General features: G+C 54.8%; 23 protein-coding genes. 14 read left to right on the top strand and 9 right to left on the bottom strand.

Features of this window, described 5'->3' with window-relative positions:
• Window positions 1–56 precede the first annotated feature (56 nt).
• On the bottom strand, window positions 57–1,391 hold the full coding sequence (locus tag IE090_RS09690; protein WP_189388170.1) for an adenylate/guanylate cyclase domain-containing protein: 1,335 nt from the start codon (window positions 1,389–1,391) through the stop codon (window positions 57–59).
• A 203-nt stretch (window positions 1,392–1,594) separates the two neighbouring features.
• On the opposite strand from IE090_RS09690, the gene IE090_RS09685 reads away from it, so the two are divergent.
• Window positions 1,595–1,765, top strand: a complete 171-nt coding sequence (locus IE090_RS09685; RefSeq protein ID WP_189388169.1) for a hypothetical protein — start codon at window positions 1,595–1,597, stop codon at window positions 1,763–1,765.
• A 15-nt stretch (window positions 1,766–1,780) separates the two neighbouring features.
• Window positions 1,781–2,995 carry a phosphoserine phosphatase SerB gene (serB, locus tag IE090_RS09680; protein ID WP_308428498.1) on the top strand — a complete coding sequence of 405 codons (1,215 nt, stop codon included), beginning with the start codon at window positions 1,781–1,783 and terminating at the stop codon, window positions 2,993–2,995.
• Window positions 2,996–3,017: 22 nt separating this feature from the next.
• On the opposite strand, the gene IE090_RS09675 is transcribed toward serB, so the two are convergent.
• The 3 genes from IE090_RS09675 to epmB form a co-directional block, all read right to left on the bottom strand.
• Entirely contained in the window at window positions 3,018–5,108 is a 2,091-nt protein-coding gene (locus IE090_RS09675) for an EAL domain-containing response regulator (RefSeq protein ID WP_189388168.1), read from the bottom strand.
• Window positions 5,109–5,240: 132 nt separating this feature from the next.
• Window positions 5,241–7,073: a cyclic-di-GMP receptor FimW-related protein gene (locus IE090_RS09670; RefSeq protein ID WP_189388167.1), complete on the bottom strand. Its 1,833-nt coding sequence runs from the start codon at window positions 7,071–7,073 to the stop codon at window positions 5,241–5,243.
• Window positions 7,074–7,187: 114 nt separating this feature from the next.
• On the bottom strand, window positions 7,188–8,228 hold the full coding sequence (gene epmB / locus IE090_RS09665; RefSeq protein WP_189388166.1) for an EF-P beta-lysylation protein EpmB: 1,041 nt from the start codon (window positions 8,226–8,228) through the stop codon (window positions 7,188–7,190).
• Window positions 8,229–8,258: 30 nt separating this feature from the next.
• Here epmB and efp point away from each other — a divergent pair, with 30 nt between their 5' ends.
• Window positions 8,259–8,825, top strand: coding sequence for an elongation factor P (efp, locus tag IE090_RS09660; protein WP_189388165.1), 567 nt, complete (start codon window positions 8,259–8,261; stop codon window positions 8,823–8,825).
• Window positions 8,826–8,872: 47 nt separating this feature from the next.
• Window positions 8,873–9,796, top strand: a complete 924-nt coding sequence (gene epmA, locus IE090_RS09655; protein WP_189388164.1) for an EF-P lysine aminoacylase EpmA — start codon at window positions 8,873–8,875, stop codon at window positions 9,794–9,796.
• Between the two features lie 15 nt (window positions 9,797–9,811).
• Here the strand turns inward: epmA and asd are convergent, their stop codons facing one another.
• The 3 genes from asd to IE090_RS09640 are packed head-to-tail and all read right to left on the bottom strand — an operon-like array spanning window position 9,812 to window position 13,214.
• Window positions 9,812–10,675, bottom strand: coding sequence for an archaetidylserine decarboxylase (gene asd / locus IE090_RS09650; protein ID WP_189388163.1), 864 nt, complete (start codon window positions 10,673–10,675; stop codon window positions 9,812–9,814).
• Between the two features lie 7 nt (window positions 10,676–10,682).
• Window positions 10,683–11,519 (bottom strand): sulfurtransferase, encoded by an 837-nt coding sequence (locus IE090_RS09645; RefSeq protein WP_189388162.1) that lies wholly within the window; start codon window positions 11,517–11,519, stop codon window positions 10,683–10,685.
• Between the two features lie 51 nt (window positions 11,520–11,570).
• Window positions 11,571–13,214, bottom strand: a complete 1,644-nt coding sequence (locus IE090_RS09640) for an HDOD domain-containing protein (RefSeq protein WP_189388161.1) — start codon at window positions 13,212–13,214, stop codon at window positions 11,571–11,573.
• 145 nt (window positions 13,215–13,359) lie between these two features.
• Between IE090_RS09640 and motA the strand changes: the two genes are divergently transcribed.
• Together motA and motB are read left to right on the top strand one after the other, a co-directional pair.
• Window positions 13,360–14,211: a flagellar motor stator protein MotA gene (motA, locus tag IE090_RS09635; RefSeq protein ID WP_189388160.1), complete on the top strand. Its 852-nt coding sequence runs from the start codon at window positions 13,360–13,362 to the stop codon at window positions 14,209–14,211.
• Window positions 14,211–15,224 (top strand): flagellar motor protein MotB, encoded by a 1,014-nt coding sequence (motB, locus tag IE090_RS09630; protein ID WP_189388159.1) that lies wholly within the window; start codon window positions 14,211–14,213, stop codon window positions 15,222–15,224. The genes motA and motB overlap by 1 nt, the downstream gene beginning before the upstream one ends.
• Here the strand turns inward: motB and rsgA are convergent, their stop codons facing one another.
• Window positions 15,225–16,253 (bottom strand): small ribosomal subunit biogenesis GTPase RsgA, encoded by a 1,029-nt coding sequence (gene rsgA / locus IE090_RS09625; RefSeq protein WP_189388158.1) that lies wholly within the window; start codon window positions 16,251–16,253, stop codon window positions 15,225–15,227.
• Between the two features lie 111 nt (window positions 16,254–16,364).
• On the opposite strand from rsgA, the gene orn reads away from it, so the two are divergent.
• On the top strand, window positions 16,365–16,907 hold the full coding sequence (orn, locus tag IE090_RS09620; RefSeq protein ID WP_189388157.1) for an oligoribonuclease: 543 nt from the start codon (window positions 16,365–16,367) through the stop codon (window positions 16,905–16,907).
• Window positions 16,908–16,910: 3 nt separating this feature from the next.
• Here orn and queG read toward each other — a convergent pair whose 3' ends face one another.
• Entirely contained in the window at window positions 16,911–18,008 is a 1,098-nt protein-coding gene (gene queG, locus IE090_RS09615) for a tRNA epoxyqueuosine(34) reductase QueG (protein WP_189388156.1), read from the bottom strand.
• A gap of 91 nt (window positions 18,009–18,099) precedes the next feature.
• Between queG and IE090_RS09610 the strand changes: the two genes are divergently transcribed.
• The 7 genes from IE090_RS09610 to hflX all read left to right on the top strand — a co-directional run bounded on the left by IE090_RS09610 (window position 18,100) and on the right by hflX (window position 26,066).
• Window positions 18,100–19,620 carry an NAD(P)H-hydrate dehydratase gene (locus IE090_RS09610; RefSeq protein ID WP_189388155.1) on the top strand — a complete coding sequence of 507 codons (1,521 nt, stop codon included), beginning with the start codon at window positions 18,100–18,102 and terminating at the stop codon, window positions 19,618–19,620.
• Entirely contained in the window at window positions 19,617–20,102 is a 486-nt protein-coding gene (gene tsaE, locus IE090_RS09605; RefSeq protein ID WP_189388154.1) for a tRNA (adenosine(37)-N6)-threonylcarbamoyltransferase complex ATPase subunit type 1 TsaE, read from the top strand. The genes IE090_RS09610 and tsaE overlap by 4 nt, the downstream gene beginning before the upstream one ends.
• Window positions 20,103–20,113: 11 nt before the next feature.
• Window positions 20,114–21,451, top strand: coding sequence for an N-acetylmuramoyl-L-alanine amidase (locus IE090_RS09600; protein ID WP_229815662.1), 1,338 nt, complete (start codon window positions 20,114–20,116; stop codon window positions 21,449–21,451).
• Window positions 21,452–21,454: 3 nt separating this feature from the next.
• On the top strand, window positions 21,455–23,326 hold the full coding sequence (mutL, locus tag IE090_RS09595) for a DNA mismatch repair endonuclease MutL (protein ID WP_189388153.1): 1,872 nt from the start codon (window positions 21,455–21,457) through the stop codon (window positions 23,324–23,326).
• Window positions 23,326–24,276, top strand: coding sequence for a tRNA (adenosine(37)-N6)-dimethylallyltransferase MiaA (gene miaA / locus IE090_RS09590; protein ID WP_189388152.1), 951 nt, complete (start codon window positions 23,326–23,328; stop codon window positions 24,274–24,276). Before mutL ends, miaA begins: the two co-directional genes overlap by 1 nt.
• Before the next feature lie 135 nt (window positions 24,277–24,411).
• Window positions 24,412–24,666, top strand: a complete 255-nt coding sequence (hfq, locus tag IE090_RS09585) for an RNA chaperone Hfq (RefSeq protein WP_189388151.1) — start codon at window positions 24,412–24,414, stop codon at window positions 24,664–24,666.
• A gap of 65 nt (window positions 24,667–24,731) precedes the next feature.
• Window positions 24,732–26,066, top strand: coding sequence for a ribosome rescue GTPase HflX (hflX, locus tag IE090_RS09580; RefSeq protein WP_189388150.1), 1,335 nt, complete (start codon window positions 24,732–24,734; stop codon window positions 26,064–26,066).
• Window positions 26,067–26,074: the final 8 nt, after the last annotated feature.

The raw sequence follows: 26,074 nt of genomic DNA, 5'->3' as shown, positions 1-26,074 counted from the left end.
CAAATATAGGCCCATGTTCTGGCGTCAGGGTAAGACGTTGGAAGTAAACTTGGCCGTCAGACGTTCGCGGTGAGTGCGGTGATGTGTTTAATTTGCCGTTGGATCAATGAGCGCGTTTTCTCTGGTAGCTCCTCCAGCCAGTAGCAGCATTGCTCACGACCATGAAGGTCGGTCACCATCGGGCCTTCCCGCCAATCAATTTGTTGCTCCAAGTGCTGCACTAATTCGCAACTGGCGAGCACGCCACGCTCTTCGGCGCCGGTTGCCAATTGGGCTGCCCAGTGCAATGTGTCGCCAATGAGGTTGCCTGATAATTGTCCATCGCCCTGTGGCGGCGTCATTAAAACAGGCCCCCAGTGCACGGCGATACGAAACTCTAGTGGGTGCACATGTTGATCGTGCTCGCGTACATGATTTACCAGCCCCTGAAAGAGTTGCGCTGCACACACACTGTGCATGGCGGATTGTTGGTCAGCACTGGGGACGCCAAAAATCATCACAATGCCGTCGCCCATAAAACGGTCGAGACGACCGTTGTACAGCTTGGCCGCATGTGAGAGCAAGCGATAATAGTGGCTTAGGGTGGTGCTGAGTTGCTCGGCACTCAGACGAGCCTGCAGCACATCGAGGTCTTGGATTTCTAGGTACATGAGCGCGCAGTCAAAGTACTGCAAGCCCTTTTGCGGTGATTCCAGATCTGGGCTGATAAAGCGCCCCAGTGCATGTTCAAGCGCTTGCTGTTGCTGTTGCTGTTCGGCGATGTAGCGCAGCTCTGTGTGCATGGCTTGGAGCTCAGGCAAAGCCGAGTCGGGCGTTGTCAGCTCGATATCTTGGCCTTGGCGCAGCCGCTTCAGCGCACTCAGCAGCTGTCGAAACTGGCCAAAGCTGCGTTCCGTGAGCTGGTATGTCACCAACGCAGCAAGCATTGCCATCAGGCCGGTCGCCATCAGTGCTAGGGCTAGATAGCGCCGTGCTAGCTGAGTTGCTGGTGATTCATTGAGGCTGGCGCGCACCATCCCTAGGGCGCGCTCGTCTTGTGTGATAGGACGCGTCATCACCTGGCCACGTCCAGGGTTGCCACTGCTGGCTAGCAGTGCTTGGTCAGGCGTTAGAATCTCCAAACCATTGATCAATGGGCCACGCTGCCAGTCGCTGAGCATGACATTGAGGCTTACACGGTCTTGTTGTAATAGGGCTGGTGCAGCCGTGACGGCCAAACGTTGCAGTTGGCGCTCGACATTCGCGTGCTGCTCCGCAGAGAGTTGCTGCTTTAGATGGCCGAAGGTCAACAAGCTAAGGAGCAAGCCGGTAACCAGCATCAGCACCGCCACCAGCAAGCTGTTTAATTGACTTGTATTCAATTTATGGCGCATACAACGGGGTAACGGCATGGTGAGACTCAATCGGACGCGGATTTCCTGAACAGTAGTGGTATTATATGCACCGCCCGGTTGAACGCCAGCGAAGGGTGTGGCACCGGCAGGCAAGACGCGTAGCGCAATGCGCGCTTTGTGAGCGCGTCGGCAAAGCAAATTGACTCGCGGTGCAGGCTAATAGCTGCCGGCATCAGCCACCGCCAATCTGAGGTAGAAGCATGAGTGACGTTAAGCAGTCCCTGCAGGATAAGTTGCAACAATTGGAAAAAGGTCTGTTTTTGATGAGTGTTGATCGCAAACGTGCCTTATCTGTGCATGAAACAGTCGATCTGATTGAAGAGTTGCGCGGCGTGGTTGCCAGTGCCAAGGCTGACGCTAATAAACTTTGAGCAAGGCTGAATACTGTGACTGAATTGGTACTGATCCGTGTCACTGGCACGGATAAACCCGGATTGACGTCCAGCATCAGTGCCATTCTGGCACAGTACGACGTCGATATTCTCGATATTGGCCAGGCTGAGATTCACGACACACTGTCCCTCGGCATCTTGGTCGCAATTCCGTCCACGGCGGAATCGGCTCCTGTCCTTAAAGATATTTTGTTTAAAGCCCACGAACTGGGACTGACGGTGCGATTCACACCGGTAGAGCCAGAGAGCTACGATCAGTGGGTGCAGGGGCAGGGCAAAGATCGTCATATTGTTACCTTGCTGGGGCGGCAAATTGAAGCCCAAGCCATTGCCCAAGTAACAGCAACCGTGGCGGAGTTTGGGCTGAATATCGATCAAATCCATCGCCTTTCTGGCCGTATTCCCCTACACAATCACAATCAGCAAACCCGTGCTTGCGTTGAGTTTTCGGTGCGTGGTGAAGCGGATCAAAATGGCTTGCGTGGGCGCTTTTTAGAGGTGGCAAATGAGTTGGGCGTGGATATCGCGGTTCAGCAAGATGATGCCTACCGCCGCAATCGCCGCTTAGTGGCGTTTGATATGGACTCCACTTTGATCGAAACCGAAGTGATCGACGAGCTGGCCCATGCTGCGGGTGTGGGCGAACAGGTCGCTGCCATCACTGAGCAAGCCATGCAGGGTGAGTTGGACTTTCGCCAGTCGTTTGAGCAGCGAGTGGCGCTGCTGAAGGGGCTGGATGGCAATGTGTTGCAAGAGATCGCTGCCCGACTGCCCATCACCGAAGGTGCTGAGCGACTGATCACCAATCTGCGTGCGTTCGGCTACAAAACGGCCATCTTGTCTGGCGGTTTTACCTACTTTGGTGAGTATTTGCAGCGCAAGCTGGGCATTGATTATGTCTTTGCCAATGAGCTGGAAATGGAAGACGGTAAAGTAACGGGAAGAGTCTCGGGCACTGTCGTAGATGGCCAGCGCAAAGCTGAGTTGTTACAACAGCTTGCGCAACGAGAAAACATTTGCCTGCAACAAACCATTGCCGTCGGAGATGGCGCCAATGATTTGCCCATGCTGAGTGTGGCAGGTTTGGGCATTGCTTTTCGCGCTAAGCCGTTGGTGAGGCAAAACGCCCGCCATGCGATTTCTACGCTGGGGCTGGATGGTGTGCTCTACCTGCTGGGGTATCGTGATCGCGATATCGTAGCGGAATAAAAAAGCGGCAACTGCCGCTTTTTTACTCTTCGCTAAAACTGTAGAGCATGCCGGCTTGCGGCGCTTGCACGTAATAGCCCTGAATGAAGTGCACTCCCATTTGCCAAAGGCTAGCCACCGCGTTGGCACTTTCTACCAAGGGCACAATGGTGCGTTTTTCTTCTTCGTGTAACTGGGTGAGCAGTTCTTGCAGATGTTTTTGTGCGTCTGGACTTTGACCCAGTTCCTGAGTGAAGGAGCCGTCGACTTTGACGTAGGTGGTCTCTAGGTGTTTGAGGTTTTGGAACGGCTTCAGTGCACAGCCGAAGCGGCTGACCGAGGTAGGAACTCCCCGCTCCATCAGTGACAGGGTAAAGTCATGGCACTGTTTCAGCATCTTGCCGGCGTCTTCTTCATTGAACTGGAAGATGACAGAACCTTTAGGTAGCTTGGCAGCATTAATGGCGACGCCAATCCAGTTTGCCAATGACTCGTCGGCCAATGATGCTGCCGATAGATTAATGAACACCCGAGTGTTATGGCCCTTGTTGCGGTGTTCGCTGAGTAATTTGGTCGTGTGCAGAATGACCCAGCGGTCGATTTTGCGTTTGATCTCATCACTGACGGCGGGGTTCTCAAAGAACTCACCGGCTGATACGTCATCACCGTCAGCCACAGGCAAGCGCAATAAGGCTTCGTAGTGTTCGACCTCTTCACCTCGCAAATTGATCAGCGGTTGGAACAGTAAGCGGAAGCCGTTGCCTTTGATGGCAGCGATCAGTGATTGCTCTAAATCCTGTTGTTCCTCCGCTTTGGCCTGCTCTGGTGGCTGGAACAGATGTACGCCGTTGCCATGTTCGTGGCCTTCTTGCTTACGCACGTCATCAGCGGCTTGATGCGCCTGCTGTAAGATGTCCATGGGCTTAGAGCTGTTTTCATTGATCAGTGCAACACCAATACTGCAGGTAAGGGTGACAGTACGGTTGTTGACCTCAATCAGCAGGTGCTCAATGGTATCTCGCAGCTTTTCGGCGGCTTCTAATGCTTGCTCGGCATCACGCCCCATTAAAATGCCGGCAAAGATATCCTCACCGATGCGAGCAGCCACCTGGCGCTCGCCCAACTGATCGCGCAAGGTAGCCGCAATGTGATTTAACACGGTATCCGTGTGAGCGATACCGATATCACTTTTCAGGCGACCAAAATTATCGAGATTAATGTAAACCACTGCGCCTTTGGCGCTGTTCATAACCGCCTGATCGACAACCTCTTCCAGACGGTTGAGATAGAAGGGTTTGTTATACAAACCTGTTAACAGGTCGCGGCTGCGCACTTCTTCCAGTTGGCCTTCTAACTCGCTGCTGTCTTCACGCATCCGAATAACGACTTGAGTACAGCGCTCATCGGCGTAGGTAGCCGGAGAGAAATCCATGTTCATGGGGAAGGCCTTGCCTTCACCATCGATCCCCGTCGTTGCCAGCTTGCTGGTCTGACCGGATTGTTGACCATAGCTTTTAAGAAAGGCTTTAAACTCTTTTTGCGCGCTGGCGTCGATCATGTCCATGATCGGCATGCCCTCTAGCTCTTCCGGACTTTGGTAGCCAAACAGATCGAGATAGGCTTGGTTGGCAAATATGTGCATGCCATCATGAACGTAAGCGACGGCATCCTTTGAGCTTTGCAATAGGCCTTGGCAGCGTTTTTCTGATTCGCGCAGGCTGACCTCCAGCTTGCGCCGTGCACGACGGCTTCGCAGATGCTCCAGCTCACGCTGGATCACCAGCAGCATTAAGTTACTTTCATCCATTGGTACCATGCTGGCGGCACCATCGCGCAGCGCTGCCTCCATCTGCATCGGTTCTATGTCATCATGAGTGATCAAGATGAGAGGCAAGTCTTTGCTCAGGCGGCGTATCTGGCGCAGTAGGTCTTGGTATTCAACACCATGACAAGAAGGCTCGGCCAGCAGTAAATCCCATGTTTTTTCTTGCAACTGTTCACTAAAGTCGTCGACTGAAGTGACTAAATGAACACGTGTCGCACTGCCAGCGTTTCGCAGCAGACTGACAATCCCCTCAGCTTCATTCTGAGTACGGCACAACAACAATAGGTGCAGGGTTTCGCGGGATGCCAAAATGTCAGCCTCTGATAAATAAAACCGTAATTATAAAGATGCTCAGTAAAAAATAAATCACCGACTCAGACAACAACGGTCAGAATGTGTTGATGGTTGTCACATGCTGACCATTTTAGTCTTAGGCTCGAGTCATAGCTTATTCCAAATTGAGTCGAAATCGTCATCCGGCAGGATCGTTTGGCCTGGCTCGGTACTGGCCTGGCGCTTAGCTGGGCCAGCACTGCGGAACTGAAACTGACTGAAGCTGCTGGTGGAAATCAGCCGCTTAGTCAGCTGGAACCGGCCCTGCTCATCGCTAAACAGCAGCTCCACCTTGTTGCCGGTGCGAAACGGCATGCGTGGCAACAATAACGTAGCAGGTTGGGCAATGGCTTTGATCGCTGGCAGTAATAAGGCACGCATCATTGGACCATTTTCACCGGTTTTTTGTAGCAGACGCGCTGCGCCGACTTGTGCTTTCGGTGCCAGCAACTCAATGCCTAATTGAGTACCTTGATCACGCAGGTGCCGAATCCAGCGAATCACGCCGATCGACCAATGTCGGATACCGCTCTCCTGTACGCCGATTAGTTCACCTGCTTGGATGGCAGCAGGCAGTGTACCTTGCCAGTGCAAGCAATAGCCGCCTGGACTGGAGTTAATCACGCGTACTTGGTGTGATGGGTATTTCAGCTCCTCTTGCTGCGGTTCATCCTGCGCTTTATGTTTGCTAATGAACTCGATGGCATCGAGGTCCATTTGCGTATTTTCGCTTAACGTAGCACCACCGGCATCAAAAGCATCGGCCCAAACATCACCGCTAGATTGTTTACCAATGTCGACTTTAGGGCTACGTTCAGGGCCGTCCAGCGTCTTTGGTCGAAGGTCAGCTAACAAGCGTTCGAAGTCGGTTTTGTCGCCGCTGTAGTAATGTGTTGCCGACAGCCCGATACACAGTGCCAATTGACCCTCTGCACTGGTTCGACGAAAAGAGCGTTGCCAATGTATGCCCCAAGATTGAATCGCATGGGAAAGAATGTTGTCACTCAGCTTGCCAGGTACAGTGATGTCATGTTTCCCCGCCGGATTGGCTGCCCACTGCCTTAGAGCTTGTACCAAGCGTTGGGTGTTGAGGCTGCGAAAAAGAGGCTGTTGCGCTTCGCGCAGGTGCTGACGGTATTGGCCAGGCCGATCACGATGTAAGTTGATAATGAACAAAGCATCTTCATCGTCGGCGGAGGTAATGTCGACAAAGCTTGCCCACAGCTCGCTGGCATCGAACAGCTGTGCCAAATCCTGCTGACGTAAGTTGTTGGGTTTGGCGGTTCCCATTAAGTGTAAGCGTGTAAACACATGGGCGACGGTGGAGCTAGATAAAAACCGCGTTTGTCGATCATTGACGTCGTAGTGTTGCAGGCCATGCATTTCGGCCAATAAAAACAACTGGTTACATTCCAACCAGGCATGCTCAGGGGGCTGACAGTAAAGCTGGAACGCTCGCAGTATGGTTTGTGCGGTATCGCTAATGGCGCGATGCACAGCCATGGTTACTATTTTTGAGGGTTTGTCGTTGGCTCCTAAGCGACTGATGCTGTGACCTACCACCATCTTATAGCCAGTCGCCAAATGACCTTGCAGTGCTTGGCTCAGGTTGGCTACTTTCAGTTGTTTGTCGTTAAGAGAGATAGAAGACTGCAGGAAGTGTTTGTTAAGTAAGACGCAAATCGAATAAATATAGGGGCGGACCACTTCTAGTACTTTAAAGCGTGTCGCAGGATCTGTGTCCCACTGGTTAAACTCTCGAATGGCTGTATATAACTGACGTGCAGCTTCGCCTGTGTTGGCCATGGGCAAAGACTTTGCCCATGCGCTGACACCTTCAACGTGACCCGGACATACGCTGAGATGTGTCAGCGGAGTCGCCGGGATGTGTAACTTAATCGCGACTCTTGGGCTATCCATGCATTCCTGCGACATGTTCATACATTGATTCCACACCAAGGGAGTGGGGCATTGTGATTCAGTATAGTGCAACGATCGAGCATCAGTCTGTGGCCTCAGCCGACAGGGGCCGTCGCTGCGAGTACAATTACCGCATCACTGGTTATAGTCGCCGCGCCTATTGCTGTCGAGGTTAATCAAAGTCTTGTGGGGTTCGCCGGCGATTTCTCTTACCAGCTTGGGGACGAGGTAGCCTGGTAGGCGTGTTTGCAACTGTTGGTGCAGCTTTTGTGCACGTCGATCCCCGCTATCAAAGTGATGGGCGCCAGCAACGGCGTCCAGTGCATGCAAGTAATAGGGCAGAATGCCATACTCGAACAAGCGTTCGCTGAGTTCGATCAGAGTATCAAGGCAATCGTTGACCTGATGTAACAAGACACTTTGATTCAGCAGCATGATGCCGGCTTGGCCCCAGTACTGTAAGCGCGGCTGGTGAGCGTTGCTGAGCTCGTTGGCATGATTGATGTGCAGTACCAGTGTGGCTTGTAGGCGGCTACTGGAAAGACGCTGCGCCAAGGCTTCTGTGAGGCGTTGGGGAATGACGACGGGCAGGCGCGAATGAATGCGAACACGGCGCAGGTGTGGAATGCTTTCGAGCTCATCCAACAAGGCAGCTAGGTGCTTATCGTCCAGCATTAAAGGGTCGCCACCGCTAAAAATCGCTTCACTGATGGAAGGACGTTGGCGCAAATAGTCCAAAGTGTACCGCCACTGGCGCCGACCAATGCGATTGTCAGCATAAGGAAAGTGGCGGCGAAAGCAGTAACGACAGTTTACCGCGCAACCCGAAGCCACCATCAATAACACTCGGCCATGATATTTATGAATAATGCCAGGCTGGGCGTTGCTGTCGGCCTCCTGTAGCGGGTCATGGCTGTAGCCAGGCTGCACATCTCGTTCCTGTAGGGAAGGCAGCACTTGCAGCAGCAATGGATCTTGGGCGTCGCCGGGGCGCATTTGCTGGGCATAAGGCCTAGGCACTAGGAGTGGGAAGTCCGGCTGAGTGTCTAGAGCAAAGGCTGTGGCGGGCAACTGCAAAAAATTGAGCAGCTCGGTTGGATGACGAAATGCTTGGGCCAGTTCTGCTTGCCAGTCAGGCAGTTCTACACCAGCCTCGGTTCGCGTTATGATACGCACCTTTATTTCTCGCGCTAATTGGATTTGATAATGGCCAACTATTCTACCAACGAATTTAAATCGGGTCTTAAGGTCATGCTGGACGGTGAACCTTGCTCCATCATGGAAAACGAGTATGTGAAACCAGGCAAGGGCCAGGCGTTCAACCGCGTTAAGCTGCGTAACCTGCGCAACGGTCGGGTGATGGAAAAGACCTTTAAGTCAGGCGAGAGCCTAGAGGGAGCAGACGTTATTGAGCTGGATATGGAGTATCTCTACACCGACGGCGAGTTCTGGCACTTCATGGCAACGGATGGCTCTTTTGAGCAGCATGGCGCTTCGCAAGAGGCCGTAGGTGATACGGTTAAATGGTTGAAAGAGCAGGATATTTATACCGTTACCTTGTTTAACGGTGCGGTCTTGACCGTTACGCCTCCCAACTTTGTCGAGCTGGAAGTGACTGAAACTGACCCAGGCTTGAAAGGCGATACCGCGCAGGGCGGCTCTAAGCCGGCGACCCTGTCCACGGGCGCGGTAGTTAAAGTACCGCTATTTATCAACGTCGGCGAAGTGCTGAAAATCGATACCCGTACTGGCGAGTACGTCAGCCGCGCCTGATCTCCTCTGCAGTCTCAGGAGCCGCCCGGCTCCTGAGTGGAAATATTATGACTTGGAAACCCTCGGCCAGCACCATGGCCATGCAGTTGCGTGCGCGCCTGTACCACAGCATTCGCCAGCATTTTATTGAGCATCCAGCATTGGAGGTAGAAACTCCCATTCTGGCTCAAGCGCCGGTGACCGACCCTAATATTGCGCCCATGCAAACGCAGGACGGGCGTTGGCTGCATACCTCGCCTGAATATGCCATGAAGCGTTTATTGTGTGCTGGCAGTGGGGATATTTATCAGATTGCCAAAGTCTTCCGGCAAGGCGAAGCGGGTCAGCGCCATAACCCTGAGTTCAGCATGCTGGAATGGTATCGCTTGGGCTGTGGTCTGCCTCAGCTGATGGCGGAGGTGGCCAGCCTCACTCGTCGCTTACTGTCGCAACAGTGGCCAACCTTGGGGCTCAAGCATCTGAGTTATCGTCAGGCGATGCAGCAGTTTGCAGGTGTGGACCCTTTTGAGGCCGACGATGCAGAAATTACCGCCCTTGGGCAGTCATTAGCTGGACAAGTGTTAGATCTGACGCGTGACGGTTGGCTGGATGTCATTATGAGTCATCGGGTCGAGCCGGCTTTGCCAGGCGACACCCTGGTGTTTATTGACCACTTTCCGGCTTCGCAAGCGGCGCTGGCCAAAGTGAGCATGGACGAACACGGCGTGCCGGTGGCTCAGCGCTTCGAGCTCTATTTTAACGGCTATGAATTGGCGAATGGCTACGACGAACTGAGTGACCCGGTAGAGCAGCGCCAGCGTTTCGAGCGAGAAGCCGCTGGCCGGCCCATTGATGAAGCCCTGCTGCAAGCATTAGAAGCAGGGCTTCCGGCTTGCAGTGGCGTAGCCATGGGGTTGGACCGGCTAGTGATGCTGATGTGCCAGACCAACCGCATCGCTGATGTGCTGACCTTTGACTGGAGCAGAGCCTAGCAGGCTGCTAAGCGCTTACTCCAGCGTCATGCCAATGCATTCGCCCATGCGCACCGGTGATTCCGCTTTGAGGGTGTCTTGCCAGCGCATGGCGTCTTTGCCAAAGCACAGCACCACGGTAGAACCCAGTAAGAAGCGTCCCATTTCATCGCCCTTATTTAACTGTACGGGCTGTTGCGGCAGTGGGTATTGGGTCACCTTGAGCTCGCGCAATGGCGGGGTAATGCGACCGGCCCACACGGTTTCGATGGCGGCGACAATCATGGCGCCGACCAAGACCATCGCCATCGGGCCGTGCTCGGTATCAAATATCGCCACTAAACGCTCGTTGCGGGCAAACAAGCGGGGCACATGCTCTGCTGTGACTTGATTGACCGAGAACAAATCGCCCGGCACGTACACCATTTCGCGCAGCGTACCGCTGATCGGCATATGCACACGATGGTAATCGCGTGGTGACAAATAAATGGTGGCGAACTGGCCATCGACGAACGGCTCGGCGCGTTCGCGGTCACCGCCCAGCAGCTCAGTCAGAGAGTAGTCCTGGCCTTTGGCTTGAAAGATGCGGCCATGCTCGATTTTACCCAGCTGAGAAATGGCGCCATCGGCGGGTGAGACAAACTCATGCTCACCGTCGGCGATGAGACGCGCACCGTCTTCCAGTTCACGGGTAAAAAAGTCGTTAAAGCAGCGAAAATCTTCGGCTTGCTTGTATTTGGCTTCATCCATGTTGATGCCGAACTGGCGGATAAAGCCGTTGATCAGGGCATTTTTGAGCCAGGGTGTTTCGCTGGCGGCGAGCTTTCCTACCAGGCGCGACAAGCCGTGTTGTGGCACCAGGTGCTGACTGGCGATAAATAAGCGGTCTTTGATAGTCATAACAGTCTCAGGGATGTTGGCCAGTGGTGACTGGCGTATTCGAATCGTTGCCCCACTCGGCCCAGGAGCCGGGGTAAGCTTTCATTTGCCAGCCCAGCAGTTTGCCAATCAGGTAAGTTAAACCTGAGCGGTGATGGGTTTGGCAATGAGTCACAATCTGTTGTTCGGCATTGAGGCCAAGCTGTTCTAGCTCTTGCTGGATGTCGGCCAGAGGGCGTAAACGCAAACCGTTGTCGCTGTCCATGGCAAGCGTCCAGTCATAGTTAACCGCGCCCGGAATATGGCCGCCACGCGCAGAGATGGCTTTGTCGCCGCAATACTCTAAAGCTGAGCGCGCATCCCAGATCGCCAAGGCCGGCTCGCCAAGCGCGGCCAGCAGTGCTTCTTTGCCAATGGCGTGATGTTCGCTATGGCTCAGGTCAGCCCGATAATCGCTGGCGATTGGATGTGATGGGCCCTGCTCTGTGGGCAAGTTGGCTTGCATCCAGGCCGTCAGGCCGCCGTTGAGGTAGGAGTAATGCGTGTGGCCGAGGCAATCTAATGCCCAAATCAAACGTCCGGCCCAGCCACCGCCTTCGCCATCGGAGCAAATAACATGCGTACTGGGCGTCAGGCCTAGCTCACTCAACACCGCCGACAGCTGTTCAATGTCGGGCAATGCGCCTGGTGTGGGCGCTTGCCCAGATTGCAGGCGTTTAAAATCCAAATGAACTGAACCTGGGATGTGGTGCTGCAAAAACTGCTCGTGAGATGCCTGCTCGACGATCAATACGTTACTGTCAGCTGCCACTGGCAATTGCATCGCCAGTGCTTCTGGCTCCAGCAATAAGGGAAACTTGGCCATAACAAAGCCCCGTGGAAAAACCGTGAGTGTACCTCAGGGCCGAGTGAGCTGTCAGGGCCGGCGCTGGCGTGTGTTTTGACGCAGTGCTGCCAGGCTGTTGCTGGTGGTTTGACACAGTTGTTTAAACAGCCGGTACTCCTCAGCACTGATCGCTAAAGTGCCGCTGTCATCAAATGCCATGACAATGCCAATGGCATCATTACCGGCATCGAAAGCCATGAGCAGCAAGTGATCGGGCAAAATGTCTGTGACCTGCTTGGGCAAGCCGCGTAAGAACTTGTCGCGGTTGGCGGGCGTAAGCAGCAAGCTGGCTTTTTTCTCTAAAATCTTGCTAAACAGGCTGGGGCGGCGTAAGTCGATGGCTAGGTGGTTCATAACCATGCTTGGCGCCATGCCTTCTGTATATTTAACCTTTAAAACGGTGCGCTCTTTGTTCATTAACGCCGCACAGCTATGAGGTACGCCTAACCCCTGAGTGACACCTTTTAACGTGCTGCGCAGCAAAAAGTGCCAGTCGCCAAAGCGATCGGGTTGTTGCTGAAGCTGGCGCAGCAGTTTTTTTAAGTATTGATCGTTGCCGCTGCGTTCGTGTGGTTCTTCAGGTTCTGCTGCGCTCCGTGTCGGCGCTGCTTGAGTGGAGGGGGGCACAACTTCTGGCGCTGGCTCAGGTTCGAGCGTAGCCGTCTGGCTGTCTGCTGGTGTGACTTCTTCACCGTCGGACTTAACCGCAGGATACGGATGATAGGTAGGCTCTGGGCTGAGCAGCCACTGCAGCCCTGTACCCAAGCCATCTTTTTGCTGCAGGCTGAGCCTCACTTGTAACTGGCGAGCATCTTGCCAAATCATGCTGGCGTGCTTGCCAAGCCAATGGGCGGTGAGTTCTAACCAGCGCTGGCTACGACGCCCCAGCGGAGCCATATGCCAGTGCCAGGCGAGGCCATTGGCCATCAAAACACTGACTTCGGGCCGTTGGCCATAATGCAGCAGCTCTCGTTGCCCTTCTAGGTCACGCGGATCATGGTGGCGTAGCAGGCGCCATTGTTGAGCAGATAGCCAAGCGTCTTGGCGGAACAGCTCAGCGGCCGCGGCAGGTAGCTGCAGGTGGCGGCTGAGTTGTTCCCATTCACGGCGCTTTAATACGCCAAAGGTTTTCCGGCTGGCCTCGATCAAATCATGACCCTGACTCAGGTGATGCAACCAGTTGGCCGTGAGCGGTGTTTGCAGCAGCCAATACCACAGCGGCGCATTGGCCAAGGCGGCGCTCCAGCGAGCGTAATCCGCGCTGCCACTGCCTTTTTGGCTGGTCCAATGAGCGGCCAGTTCGCCAGCAAACTGGGCGGTGTGCAGGCAGCGGCGGTATAGGCGCAGTTGGTTGTCGCCACTGTTCGCTTCGACGGTTGGTAAATGCTTGACCAGGTGCACCAGCTCTTTCATTCCTAGCAGCGATAAGCAACCGGTCGCCCCTGTGATCTGATTGGTACAATCTGGATTCTGGCGCACGGTTTCATGCAGCAAATGCAGGCACAGAGCGGGGTCGGCCTCGACATAGACCGCCAAATCTTGGTAGTTGGCTCGGTTGCTCTGCATTTGCCGGCGAATGCGTTGGCGGCTTTCGGCCAGAATGGGTAGTTCATCAATGGGGGAGAAGTCCTGCCAAAAACTGGTGGGAATCGACTCTGCTAGGTGCTGTGTCATATCTCAATTTGTATGGCAGTGGTTAGTGACCTTTAATTACTATAGTCATTTACGGTCTGTAGCACAGTTGGCTCAGATGTATTTCTGATGTTGACGTGGCAAACTAGGCCGGCCCACACATTTCTGCGGAGTTTACCAGCGCTTCATGCTGTTTTTTATTGGCTTGTTTACTGTGTTTGGCAGTGTGCTGTACGGCTATGTCATGTCCAATGGCGAGCTGCTGGCGCTTTGGCATCCGTTTGAGTTTCTGATCATTATCGGCGGTGCCTTCGGTGCCTTTTTGCTCTCTAACCCTTGGCACTTAATTACCGAATGCTTCAAGTTGATGCCACAAGTGATGTTTGGCAGCAAGGTGAATAAAGCCATGTACATGGATGTGCTTGGGTTAATTTATGACATTCTTAATAAGGCTCGGCGTGAGGGCATTATGTCGATTGAAGGTGATGTCGATAGCCCCAAAAGCAGTGCTTTGTTTGCTCGCTACCCAGCAATTCAGGGCAACAGTGAGCTGGCGGAGTTTATCGCTGACTACTTTCGCATCATTGCCGCTGGCAACTTAACTCCGTATGAGCTGGAAGCGCTGATGGATCAGGAGATAGAAGCCCGCTTGCATGAGTTAGAGGCGCCCGGCGATGCGGTAGGACGAGTAGCGGACGCCTTACCTGGCTTTGGCATCGTGGCGGCCGTGTTGGGCATCGTCATTACCATGGGCGCTATTGATGGCGAAATCACCGAAGTCGGTGGCAGCATTGCCGCCGCCTTGGTGGGAACCTTCAGCGGGGTGTTTTTAGCCTACGGCATGGTCGGGCCAGTCAGTGCCAAAATGCGTCATATTGCCGACGAAGAGATCAAACTGTACGAATCGGTAAAAGCCTGTGTGATTGCTTCTCTTAATGGTTTGCCGCCACAGTTGGCGGTGGAGTTTGGCCGCAAAGCACTGTTTACTCAGAGTCGGCCGAGCTTCAATGAAGTCGAAAGCAAGGTACGTGGTCGCTGATGGAAAACTTAGGCCAGCATCAAAACATTGTTATTCGACGCATTAAAAAGGGCCGTCACGGCCATCATGGCGGTGCCTGGAAGGTCGCCATGGCCGACTTTGCCTTGGCGATGATGGCGTTTTTTTTGGTGTTGTGGGTTATTAACTCCTCCAATGAATCGCAGCGTGAGGCCATCTCGGGCTACTTTCAGGACCCTAAAGCCTGGGAAGAAGGACAAAAGGTTCCGTCGGCTTACATCATCGATATGGGCGGCTCGCCTTCTCAGGCCGATAACGTTGCAGTATCTGAGCAGCTGGACCCAGAAAAGATCTTACAGGCGGAGGAAATTGAAAGCCTATCAGAAGCCATTGAACGGCGGCGCATGGAGCAAGAAAAAGCGCAAATCGAAGCGCAAATTGACGCTAGCCCAACGCTAAGCCCATTTAAAAACCAGCTGCGTTTGGACATCACCACCGAAGGTTTACGGGTGCAGATCGTGGATCAGGTCAAACGCCCCATGTTTGAACCAGGCAGTGCTGAGTTAAAGTACTACACCGAGGACATTTTGTGGGAGCTGGCGCCAGTGCTGGCGACCATTGATCACCGCCTGTCCATCGCCGGGCACACCGATTCTTCCCGTAGTAGCAGTCGCGACGCCGACGAAGTTAATTGGCGTTTGTCAGCGATGCGAGCGGATGCTGCGCGGCGTGCCTTGATGGAAGCTGGGGTGCCAAAAGAGCAAATGGCACAGGTAATCGGCATGGGGGATACCGCCCCCTTGAAGCAAGATGACCCTTATGATCCGGTTAATCGACGCATCTCCATTACCTTGCTAAACAAGCGCTATGAAGAGGGTGTCAGTGGCCGCGCGGGCGAAGCCGATGCTGAATTTATTAATGAAGAAGAAGCACCGGACGCGCGCGAACCTGTCATTAACAAAGCTGGCTCTTTGCTGCAGGAGTTACGCGACGAGCGCGAAGCCGACGACAACCCTTACGATAATCCGCCCAACGAAGACGAAGTGTTCTGGTGATTACAGCTCGGTGAGGGTGTCGACAATGCGCAGGTAGCTGATAAAGCGCTCCTCTGACACTTCATCGGCGTCGACTGCCGCTTGAATGGCACAACCCGGTTCTTGCTGGTGGCTGCAATCACGAAAACGGCAATGGCCAGCTAAGGGGCGCAGTTCGCGAAACCCATACAGTACCTCGTCGGCGCTCATGTGCCACAAGCCAAACTCACGAATCCCTGGAGAGTCGATCAAATCGCCACCGGCGGGGAAGTGATACAAGCGAGCTGTGGTGGTGGTGTGGCGCCCTTTGCGGGTGTTCTCTGATAGCGCCCCCACTTTGAGTTCTTCGTCTGGTAGCAAGGTGCTAATCAGTGAAGACTTGCCCACGCCAGACTGGCCGACAAACACGCTAACCCGATCGTTTAAAAACGCTTTGAGCTCGCCCAAGCTGCTGCTGTCATGGCTGCAGACGGTTAAGATGCGATAGCCCAGTTCTTGGTATTGGCCGAGTAAATCGAGAAAGTGATCGCGGTTATCGTCAGTGATGAGGTCGGTTTTGTTGAACAAAATGACCGGCTCGATATGGCAATTTTCAGCCGCGACTAAATAGCGATCAATCAGGTTGCGGTGCGCCCACGGCTCAGGCGCAATCACCAGCACGATGACATCGATGTTACTGGCGACGGGTTTGATCTCGTTATAAGGATTAGGGCGAGACAGCTCGCTGTGGCGCTCCAGCACGGTTTCTACAACGCCAGTCGCCACGCCGTTTTCCTCCGGCCCGGGGCGAAATACCACTTGATCCCCAGTTACCAGTGAGCCTAAGTTAGCGCGCAAAAAACAGCGGTAGCGCTGGCCATGGCGTCCAGCTTCTACCTCTACCTGGCTGCCGAAATGCGCCATGATCTGGCCTGTGATTTCTTGGCCTAACTCGCCGGCGTTGAGTTGTTGGTGAATGCTTTGTTCTTTCTGCTGAGCACGTTTGGCCTTTTCTTGCTGGATTTTTTCAATGCGCCAAGTTTGGCGTTTGTTCAATTTGCGTTTGCTCATGGTGCAGTTTTGCCGGCAGCGATATCAGGGCGCCATTGTCGGGGCATCGGCCGGTAGGTGCAAGCTGCAAGCGGCGGCGGTAAACTGGCGCTTTTCGACAGAGAGACTGACATGAGCCGAACCGATGCCCTGGTGTGGATGGATCTGGAGATGACCGGGCTGGAGCCTGAACGCGATGTCATCATTGAAATCGCCACCATTGTGACCGATGGCGACCTCAATGTGCTGGCTGAAGGGCCTGTGCTGGCCATTCATCAGCCGGATGTGCTGCTGGATGCCATGGATGAGTGGAATACACGCACCCATGGTAATTCTGGCTTGGTACAGCGCGTGCGGGAAAGTCAGGTCGATATGCGTGAAGCCGAGCGCCAAACGTTGGCGTTTTTACAGCAGCACGTCAAACCTGGCACGTCACCCTTGTGTGGCAATAGCATTCATCAAGATCGCCGCTTTCTGGTGAAGTACATGCCGCAACTGGAAGCCTTTATGCACTACCGCAACCTGGATGTCAGCACGGTGAAGGAGCTGGCCAAGCGTTGGAAGCCCGCCAGTTTAGAAGGCTTTAGCAAACAAGGAGCGCACTTGGCGCTGGACGACATTCGTGAGTCCATCGCTGAGCTCAAACATCTGCGTGAGCACTTTATTCAGGCCTAACCTTTAACGTTGGGCGCGCAGCCGCTGCAGCGCCCAGCTGATGTGCTCCTGCACCATGGCTGTGCTGAGGGAGTGGCGCTCCAGCAAGGCTTGCTCCACCTCCAAACTGTAGGGGCCATTGCCCAGTGCCACCGCAATGTTGCGTTGCCAGTTCTCAAAACCTGTGCGGCGAATCGGCATGCCCTCGGTATTTTGCAAAAAAGTGGCTTCATCCCAGCGAAACAGCGCCAGCAACGTGGCCTTATCGAGGGCGTGGCGTGGGGTAAAGTCGGTTTCTAGGGTCGGCTTGCTAAAGCGGTTCCAGGGACAGCCTATCTGGCAGTCATCACAGCCAAAAATGCGATTGCCCATACCCGGGCGCAGCTCCTCAGGTATGGGTCCATCGAGTTCAATGGTGAGGTAAGAAATGCAGCGCCGGGCGTCTAAAACGTGCGGCCCGACAAAGGCCTGGGTCGGACAAATATCCAAGCAAGCCTGGCAGCGCCCGCAATGGTCTTTGGCGTACGGCTCATCCACGGGCAAAGGCAGGTCGGTGAGGATTTCACCGAGAAAAAAGTAAGAGCCAGCCTGGCGGTTGATCAGCATGGTGTTTTTGCCAATCCAGCCCAGACCCGCTTTGTTGGCCAGGGCGCGCTCTAACACGGGAGCACTGTCGACAAAGGCGCGAAACCCCATGTCGCCCGCGGCTTGCTGCAATTGCTTGCCGAGCTGGGTTAAGCGTTTGCGAATCAACTTGTGATAATCACGGCCTAAGGCGTAGCGCGACACATAGGCCAAGGATGGGTCTTGCAGTTGCTCTTTGATGCCGACGTCTGGCGGTAAATAGTCCATGCGTGCTGAAATCACGCGAACGGTATTGGGCTGCAGCTCAGCCGGCCGCGAGCGCATGTTGCCATGATCGGCCATAAAGCCCATCTCGCCGTGATAGCCCTGTGCTAGCCATGCTTTCAGGCGCTCTTCGTGCAGGCCTAAATCGGTATCGGTAACGCCGATTTGCTGAAATCCCAGCTCGCGCCCAAACACATCGAGCTGCTGGCGCAGTGACGCCAGGTCGGCCTCAGTGGCGGTGACCGTTACGGGTTGGTTGGCAGAATCAGACATAACAAGGCGGGCTCAGAGCGGTTGGCGGTGTTGCAGGCATCGGCAAATCATTATACTGGCGTCAAACCCATGACGACAGCCAGGAATCGGCATGACAGCGCCTTACACCGCCAAGGACCATTTACCCACCCAATTGATGACTGCCGCTCAGGTGCGCGACCTAGATCAGCGTGCCATTGCGCAACTGCAAGGTGACGGTTTTGAGTTGATGCGCCGGGCCGGCGAAGCGGCCTTTGCGGCATTGCTGCAGCGCTGGCCCGAGTGTGAGTCTTTGGTGGTGCTGGCTGGTCGCGGCAACAACGGCGGCGATGGCTATGTACTGGCGGCGCTGGCGGCCTACCACGGCATGCGTGCTCAGGTACAAACGCTGGGCGATCATGATCAGCTCAGCGCCAGCGCGCAGCAAGCGCGTGCCATGGCGCAGGATGCTGAGGTCGAGATTTTACCTTGGCAGCCATTGCCGCCGCAGTGCGACTTAGTCGTCGATGCGTTATTGGGGACTGGTTTGAGCGCCGACGTGAGCGGTGATTTTGCAGCGGCGGTGGCGGCCATCAATGCTCATGCGGCGCCGGTGCTGGCGCTGGATGTTGCCAGCGGCTTGAACGCCGACACTGGACGCATTATGGGGACAGCGGTGCAAGCGGACCTCACCGTGACTTTTATTGGCATTAAGCGCGGTTTGCTCACGGCCGATGGGCCGGATGTCAGCGGTGACATTGCTTATGCCTCGCTGTCCGTTGATCCAAGCTTATTTGAAGAGATTAAACCGAGCTGCGAGCGCATCAGTTTTCATCAGTTGCAGCAGCAAGGTCGGCTACTGGCTAAGCGTCGCGGCAACAGTCACAAAGGCGAGCACGGCCATGCGCTGTTGCTTGGCGGCGCACCGGGTATGGGCGGCGCCGTCGCTTTGGCCGCTCAGGCTTGCTACCGCACTGGAGCAGGCTTGGTCAGTGTTGCTACCTCGGTCGATCAGCGCGCAATGCTGTTGGCTCGCCAACCTGAGTTAATGGTGCAGGAGGTTAACTCAGGCTTAGACGTTGAGCCCATGCTAAAACGTGCGACGGCCATCGGCTGTGGTCCGGGCTTAGGCCAACACAGCTGGGGGCAGCTGTTGTTGCAGCCTGTGTTGGCGGCGTCACAGCCTTTGGTATTGGATGCCGATGCCCTCAATTTGTTGGCGCAGCCTGCTTGGCAAACCGAGTTTGCTGGGCGTCAGGTGATTTTAACGCCGCATCCAGGCGAGGCCGCGCGCTTGCTGGGTGTTAGTCGTGATCAGATTCAAAGCCAGCGCTTTGAGCAGGCACAGGCATTGGCCCAGCGTTACAAGGCGGTGGTGGTGCTAAAAGGCCAAGGCACGATCGTCGCCAGCCCATCAGGCCAGCTGGCTTTGTGCAGTGACGGCAATCCAGGCATGGCCTGTGGCGGCATGGGCGATGTGCTCACCGGAGTGCTCACCGCTTTGCTGGCGCAAGGCTTAGATGCTTGGCAAGCAGCTTGTTTGGGGGTATGCATTCATAGCGCAGCGGCCGACTTGCAAGCCCAGCAGCAGGGTCAGCGCGGTTTATTGGCCAGTGATTTAATGCAATCGATTCGTTATTTGGTAAATGTATGAGCTGGTTTTTAGCTGATGAAGACGCCACCTTAGCGGTGGCACAAGTGTTTGCTGAGGTTTTACAAGGCGCTGGGCTGGTGTTTTTGCAAGGTACGTTAGGAGCTGGTAAAACCACCTTTTGTCGTGGCTTTATTCAAGCCTGTGGCCATCAAGGTGCGGTGCGCAGCCCGACCTACACCTTGGTGGAAGAATACCCTTTGGCCGAGCATCGCATTTGTCACTTTGACTTATACCGTTTGGGCGACCCAGAAGAACTGGAGTTTATGGGCATTCGTGATTACCTCAGCGATGGCAGCTTGTGCCTGATTGAGTGGCCAGAGCGGGGGATGGGCATTTTGCCGGCCGCCGATTTGACGCTGAATTTGGCAGATGATGGCCATGGCCGCCGCCTGCAAGCCAGCGCTGGCTCGTCATTGGGCGAATCGTGGCTGCAAACATTACAGCAGCACTCGGTGCTGCAACCGCTGCAACGTGATGACTAAAAGTTAATGGCATGACGACCATGGTACACAGGCTCACAACTCGAATTATGCTGCTGCTGGTGATGACCAGCACGCCTGTTTTGGCCGATGTAAAAGACATCCGAGTTTGGCAGTCGCCTGATAACACCCGTCTGGTGTTTGATTTATCTGAGCCGCACGAGCATAAGATTTTTCAGCTCAGCAACCCAGAGCGGGTGGTGATTGACTTAGCCGATACCCAGTTACTCAAAGCAATTGATCAAATCGACCTATCTAACACTTGGGTCGAAGGCATTCGCAGTGGCAAGCGCGGCAAAGGGGATTTGCGCATCGTGCTCGATATGCAGCAGCGCTTGAGCCCGCGCAGTTTCCCGCTGCCGCCGAATAAAAAATACCCGTATCACCGTTTGGTGGTCGACCTGGAGAAAACCAGCGTCAGCAAAGCTGTGGCCGAGCCATTGAAGCGCAGCGACAGTGACACGGGTAGCCACAAAGCACGCGATATCATCATTGCTATCGATGCCGGCCACGGTGGCGAAGACCCAGGCGCTATAGGTCCGCGCGGTACTTTTGAAAAGCACGTGGTACTGAAAATCGCCAAAGAGCTGGAACGTTTGTTTAAACAAGAACCAGGTTTTGCGCCCTTTATGGTGCGTACGGGCGATTATTACATTGGCCTACGCTCACGCACCCAAAAAGCGCGTGAAGCCAATGCCGACTTTTTTGTTTCCATTCATGCCGATGCGTTTAAACACCCCAGCGCCAGCGGCAGCTCGGTGTTTGTTTTGTCCGAGCGCGGTGCCACCAGTGAAACCGCCCGTTGGTTGGCGGATAAAGAAAATGACGCAGATTTAATCGGTGGCGTCAGCCTTGAGGGGCGTGAGGATCATTTGGCCATGACACTGCTGGATTTATCCATGACCGCTAAGCGCGAATCCAGCGTGCAAATTGGCAGTAAGATTCTTGGCCGTATGAAGCACGTCTCCAAATTACACAAGCGTCAGGTAGAAGAGGCCGGTTTCGCTGTGCTTAAAGCCCCTGATATGCCAGCTTTGCTGGTAGAAACTGGGTTTATTTCTAACCCTGGCGAAGAGAGAAAGCTCGGCACCGATGCGTATCGTAAAAAAATGGCGCGGGCTATTTTTGATGGTGTGCGTGACTACTTTAAGCGCTATCCGCCACGTGGCACCTTAATTGCTGCGGGCCAGGCTGGCCAAAGTACCTTTCATACCTATACCATTCGCCGCGGCGATACGTTATCCGGTATTGCTGTCAAAAATGGCGTGGCTGTCGCTGATTTACGCCGCGCCAACGACCTCAAAGATGACCAGATTCGCATTGGTCAGACACTTAGAATTCCCAAAACCTGATTTATGAATCGTATTCATCGCCTGTCGCCCAGACTGGCTAACCAAATTGCCGCCGGCGAAGTGGTCGAGCGGCCTGCCAACATTGTTAAAGAGTTGGTCGAAAACGCCCTGGATGCCGGTGCCAGTCGCATTGATGTCGATGCCGAGCAAGGTGGCGTTAAGCTGCTACGCATTCGCGACGATGGCCATGGCATTGCGCAAGATGATTTAGCGCTGGCGCTCAGCCGTCACGCCACCAGCAAAATCACCACGCTGGATGATCTTGAAGCGGTGGCCTCCATGGGCTTTCGCGGCGAGGCGTTGGCCAGTATTAGCTCGGTTTCTCGCTTAGCATTGACCTCGCGCACGCCTGAGGCGGAGCAAGCTTGGCAGGTCAGTGCCGAAGGCCGCGATATGGAAGCTAAACTGGCACCGGCGGCGCACCCCACGGGCACCACAGTGGAAGTGCGCGATTTATTCTTTAACACCCCGGCACGGCGCAAGTTTTTGCGCACCGAAAAAACCGAATTTTCCCATTTAGAAGAAGCCTTTAAGCGCTTGGCCCTCAGTCGTTACGATGTCGGTTTTAGCCTGCGCCACAATGGCCGTACCATTCATCAGTTGCGCCCGGCGGAGCGCACCGTGGATCGTGAAAAACGCGTCGCTACCTTGCTCAACCCGCAGTTTATCGACAGTGCTGTGCACATCGACACTGAAGCGGCGGGATTGCAGTTGCAGGGTTGGGTGGGGTTGCCGACCTTTTCGCGCTCGCAAGCGGACATGCAGTACTTCTTTGTTAACGGCCGGGTCGTGCGCGATAAATTGGTGGCGCACGCCATCAAGCAGGCTTATCGCGATGTTTTGTACCACGGTCGTCACCCGGCGTTTGTATTGTATTTATGGTTGGACGCCAAGCTGGTGGACGTCAACGTGCACCCGACCAAGCACGAAGTGCGTTTTCGTGACGGCCGCTTAGTACACGACTTTTTATTTCGCTCGCTGCACCGTGCCCTTGCGGAAGTACGCCCCGACGATCAACTGCCGTCGGCCAGTAGCGACTCTTTGCAGCAAACCACGGCAACCGTCACAGGTCGCCAAGCGGGTGAGTTTAGCGAGCAAACACGGATGGATTGGCGCACCCCGGCGGCCGCCTCGGCAGCACCGTCAAGCTTTGGCGCTCAACCTACACGCCAGCAGGTCAGTGATCAGCTCAGCACCTATCAGATCATGGCAGCGCCTTTAGCCAGTTCACCGCCGCTGGATGCCAATGGTCAGGCGGCCACACTGGATGACATCACCACGGACGACGATGTGCCGCCACTGGGCTATGCCGTGGCGCAGCTGCACGGTATTTATATTTTGTCGCAAAACCTGCAGGGCATGGTGGTGGTGGACATGCACGCCGCTCACGAACGCATCACCTACGAGCGTTTAAAAACAGCCATCGACAGCGAGCAGGTGGCAAGCCAGCCCTTGTTGGTGCCGGAGACCTTGGCGCTGAGTGAGCGCGAAGCCGATGCCGCCGAGCAATACGCCGACGAGTTCCGCCGCTTAGGCGTTGAGCTGGCGCGGGTGGCGCCGGAGTCGATTATGGTGCGGCAAATTCCAGTGCTGTTGCAGCAAGCCAATGTGGCTCAGCTGGTGACGGACATGCTGGGCGACTTAATGGAGCATGGCCAATCCGATCGCCTAACGGCCAAGCGCAATGAAATATTGTCGACCATGGCCTGCCATGGCTCGGTGCGCGCCAACCGTAAACTGACGGTGGCTGAAATGAACGCCTTGTTGCGCGATATGGAGGCCACTGAGCGCAGCGGTCAGTGCAATCATGGTCGGCCTACCTGGACCCAGCTAACGTTGCATGAGCTGGACAAACTGTTTTTGCGAGGACGTTGATGAGCGATCTTCCCCCGGCCATTTTTCTGATGGGCCCCACCGCAGCAGGCAAAACGGCGCTGGCCATTGCCCTGGCGGAGCATTACTCGTGTGAAATCATCAGTGTCGACTCCGCTTTGGTGTATCGCGGCATGGACATCGGCACCGCTAAGCCAGATGCCGACACCTTAAAGCGCGCGCCGCATCGCTTAATCGACATGCTCGACCCGGCTGAGCCCTACTCGGCTGCACGTTTTCGCGACGACGCGCTGGCGGAAATGGCGGACATTACCCGCCGTGGCAAGGTGCCGCTGCTGGTCGGCGGCACCATGATGTATTTTAAGTTCCTACGCGATGGCGCGGCCGATTTGCCACAGGCCGATGAAAGCGTACGCCAGCGCTTATTGGCACAGGCCGAGGACATAGGTTGGCCGGCCATGCATGCCCGCTTGGCGAAGGTCGACCCGGAAGCTGCGCGACGCCTAGAACCGATGGATTCGCAGCGCATTCAGCGCGCACTGGAAGTGTATGAGGTCAGTGGCAAAACCCTGACTCAGCATTGGCAGGAGCAAAACCACCAACCGCTGCCGTATCACGTGGTGAATCTGGCGGTGTGCCCGCCGGAGCGCAAACAGCTGCATCAACGCATTGCTGAGCGCTTCAAGCTGATGCTGGCGGAAGGTTTTTTGGAGGAGGTGCGCCAACTCCATCAGCGCGGTGACTTGGACGTGTCCATGCCGTCGGTGCGAGCGGTTGGCTATCGTCAGGCTTGGGATTATCTTGAAGGGCAGTGCGATTACGACGACATGGTTGAGCGCGGCATTATCGCCACCCGTCAATTAGCCAAACGTCAAATTACTTGGCTGCGCAGTTGGCCTGATTTGCACTGGCTGGATACCAATGATCCGAATCTTGTTGATAGTGCCTTGAAAATCCTGCAGGCCAACGCCATATTTAGCCCATCGTCCTGACTCCCCTGCCAGAACACTGTGGTTGTGGCTCCGGACGACCCTGGGGCTTAGAAGTCTTGGCTAAGCCAAGCACTTCATTATTTTATTTTTGAACCGTCCCCACATTGGACGGCCACCTTATTTAAGGAGACAACCATGTCAAAAGGGCACTCGTTACAAGACCCTTATTTGAACCAATTGCGCAAAGAGCGTATTCCTGTATCCATTTTTCTGGTGAATGGCATCAAATTGCAGGGGCACATTGAGTCGTTCGATCAGTTTGTCATTCTGTTAAAAAATACCGTGAGCCAAATGGTGTATAAGCACGCGATTTCTACTGTTGTGCCTTCCCGCAATGTTCGTCTGGCGCCACCGGCTGAAGCCGCTGACGGTGCAGAAGAGCAAAGCTAAGCCATTCATCGCAATAAAACTGAAGCCTAGTCTGCCCATGCAGGCTGGGCTTTTGGAGTGTCTGTTTGTTCTTTGAACGTCCCGAAGGCGCCAAGCGCCAGCAAGCCAGCGGCGGTGAAGTCGCCGTTTTGGTTCATATCGATTTTCCTGAAGGCGCCAATCGTGAAGATGTGGCCGAATTTAACGAGTTGGTGGTGTCCGCCGGTGCGCAACCGGTCGAGTTAGTGACCACCAAGCGCGATGCGCCGGACCCAAAATTGTTTATTGGCCGCGGCAAGGTCGACGAAATTTACGACTTGCTGCGTTTGCACGATACCCAGCTGGTGATTTTTAACCATGCGTTATCGCCCAGCCAAGAACGTAATTTGGAAAAAGCGCTGCAGTGTCGGGTGCTCGACCGCACTGGGTTGATTCTGGATATTTTTGCTCAGCGTGCTCGTACCCATGAAGGTAAGTTGCAGGTGGAGCTGGCGCAATTGCAGTACCAGTCGACGCGCTTGGTACGCGGCTGGACTCACTTAGAGCGGCAAAAAGGCGGTATTGGCATGCGCGGGCCGGGTGAAACCCAGCTCGAAACTGACCGTCGCTTGTTGCGTGAACGGGTCAAAAATATTCACAACCGTCTGGAAAAAGTACGCGCCCAACGCAATCAGGGGCGGCGCTCACGTCAACGCTCGGCGGTGCCTACCATTGCGCTGGTGGGGTATACCAATGCCGGTAAATCGACTTTATTCAACGCTTTGACCGAAGCCGAGGTGTACGCCGCTGACCAACTGTTCGCCACCTTGGACCCAACCCTGCGGCGCTATCAAGTGCAAGACATTGGCGAAGTGGTGCTGGCCGATACCGTCGGATTTATTCGTCATTTGCCACATAAATTGGTGGAGGCTTTTCAAGCCACTTTGCAAGAAGCCGCCGAGGCCGATTTATTACTGCACGTAGTCGATTGTGCCAGCCCTGAGCGCGATGCCAATGTCGAGGCAGTGGAAAGTGTGCTGGATGAAATCCACGCCGATGAAGTGCCGACTTTGTGCATCTACAACAAAATTGACTTGCTAGAGCACGGCGAGCCGCGCATCGATCGTGATGACAGTGGTCAACCGGTGGCGGTGTGGTTGTCGGCCATGCAGGGCGAAGGCTTTGAGTTATTAAACCAAGCCATGGCAGAAATGCTGGGGCAAGAACTATTCGAGCAAGAGATTTGCTTAACACCCGCCGATGCCAAGCTGCGTGCGGTTCTTTACGAACTGGGAGGTGTGCGTGGCGAGCGCTTCAGCGACAATGGCGACATGCTGCTGCAGGTGCGTATGCAGCAGGGCGATTTCCGGATGGCGTTATCCCGTGCCGGGGTGGATGAGCAACGCTTTTTCACCCCCGAACGCGAGCATTGGGAGCGCTGACTGGGGTT

Origin of the sequence: Bacterioplanes sanyensis, from assembly GCF_014652515.1 — a bacterium.
In the GTDB taxonomy this organism is placed as follows: domain Bacteria; phylum Pseudomonadota; class Gammaproteobacteria; order Pseudomonadales; family Oceanobacteraceae; genus Bacterioplanes; species Bacterioplanes sanyensis.
The sequence above is the reverse complement of the archived record's forward strand: the minus strand, read 5'-3'. Positions and strand labels throughout refer to the sequence as shown.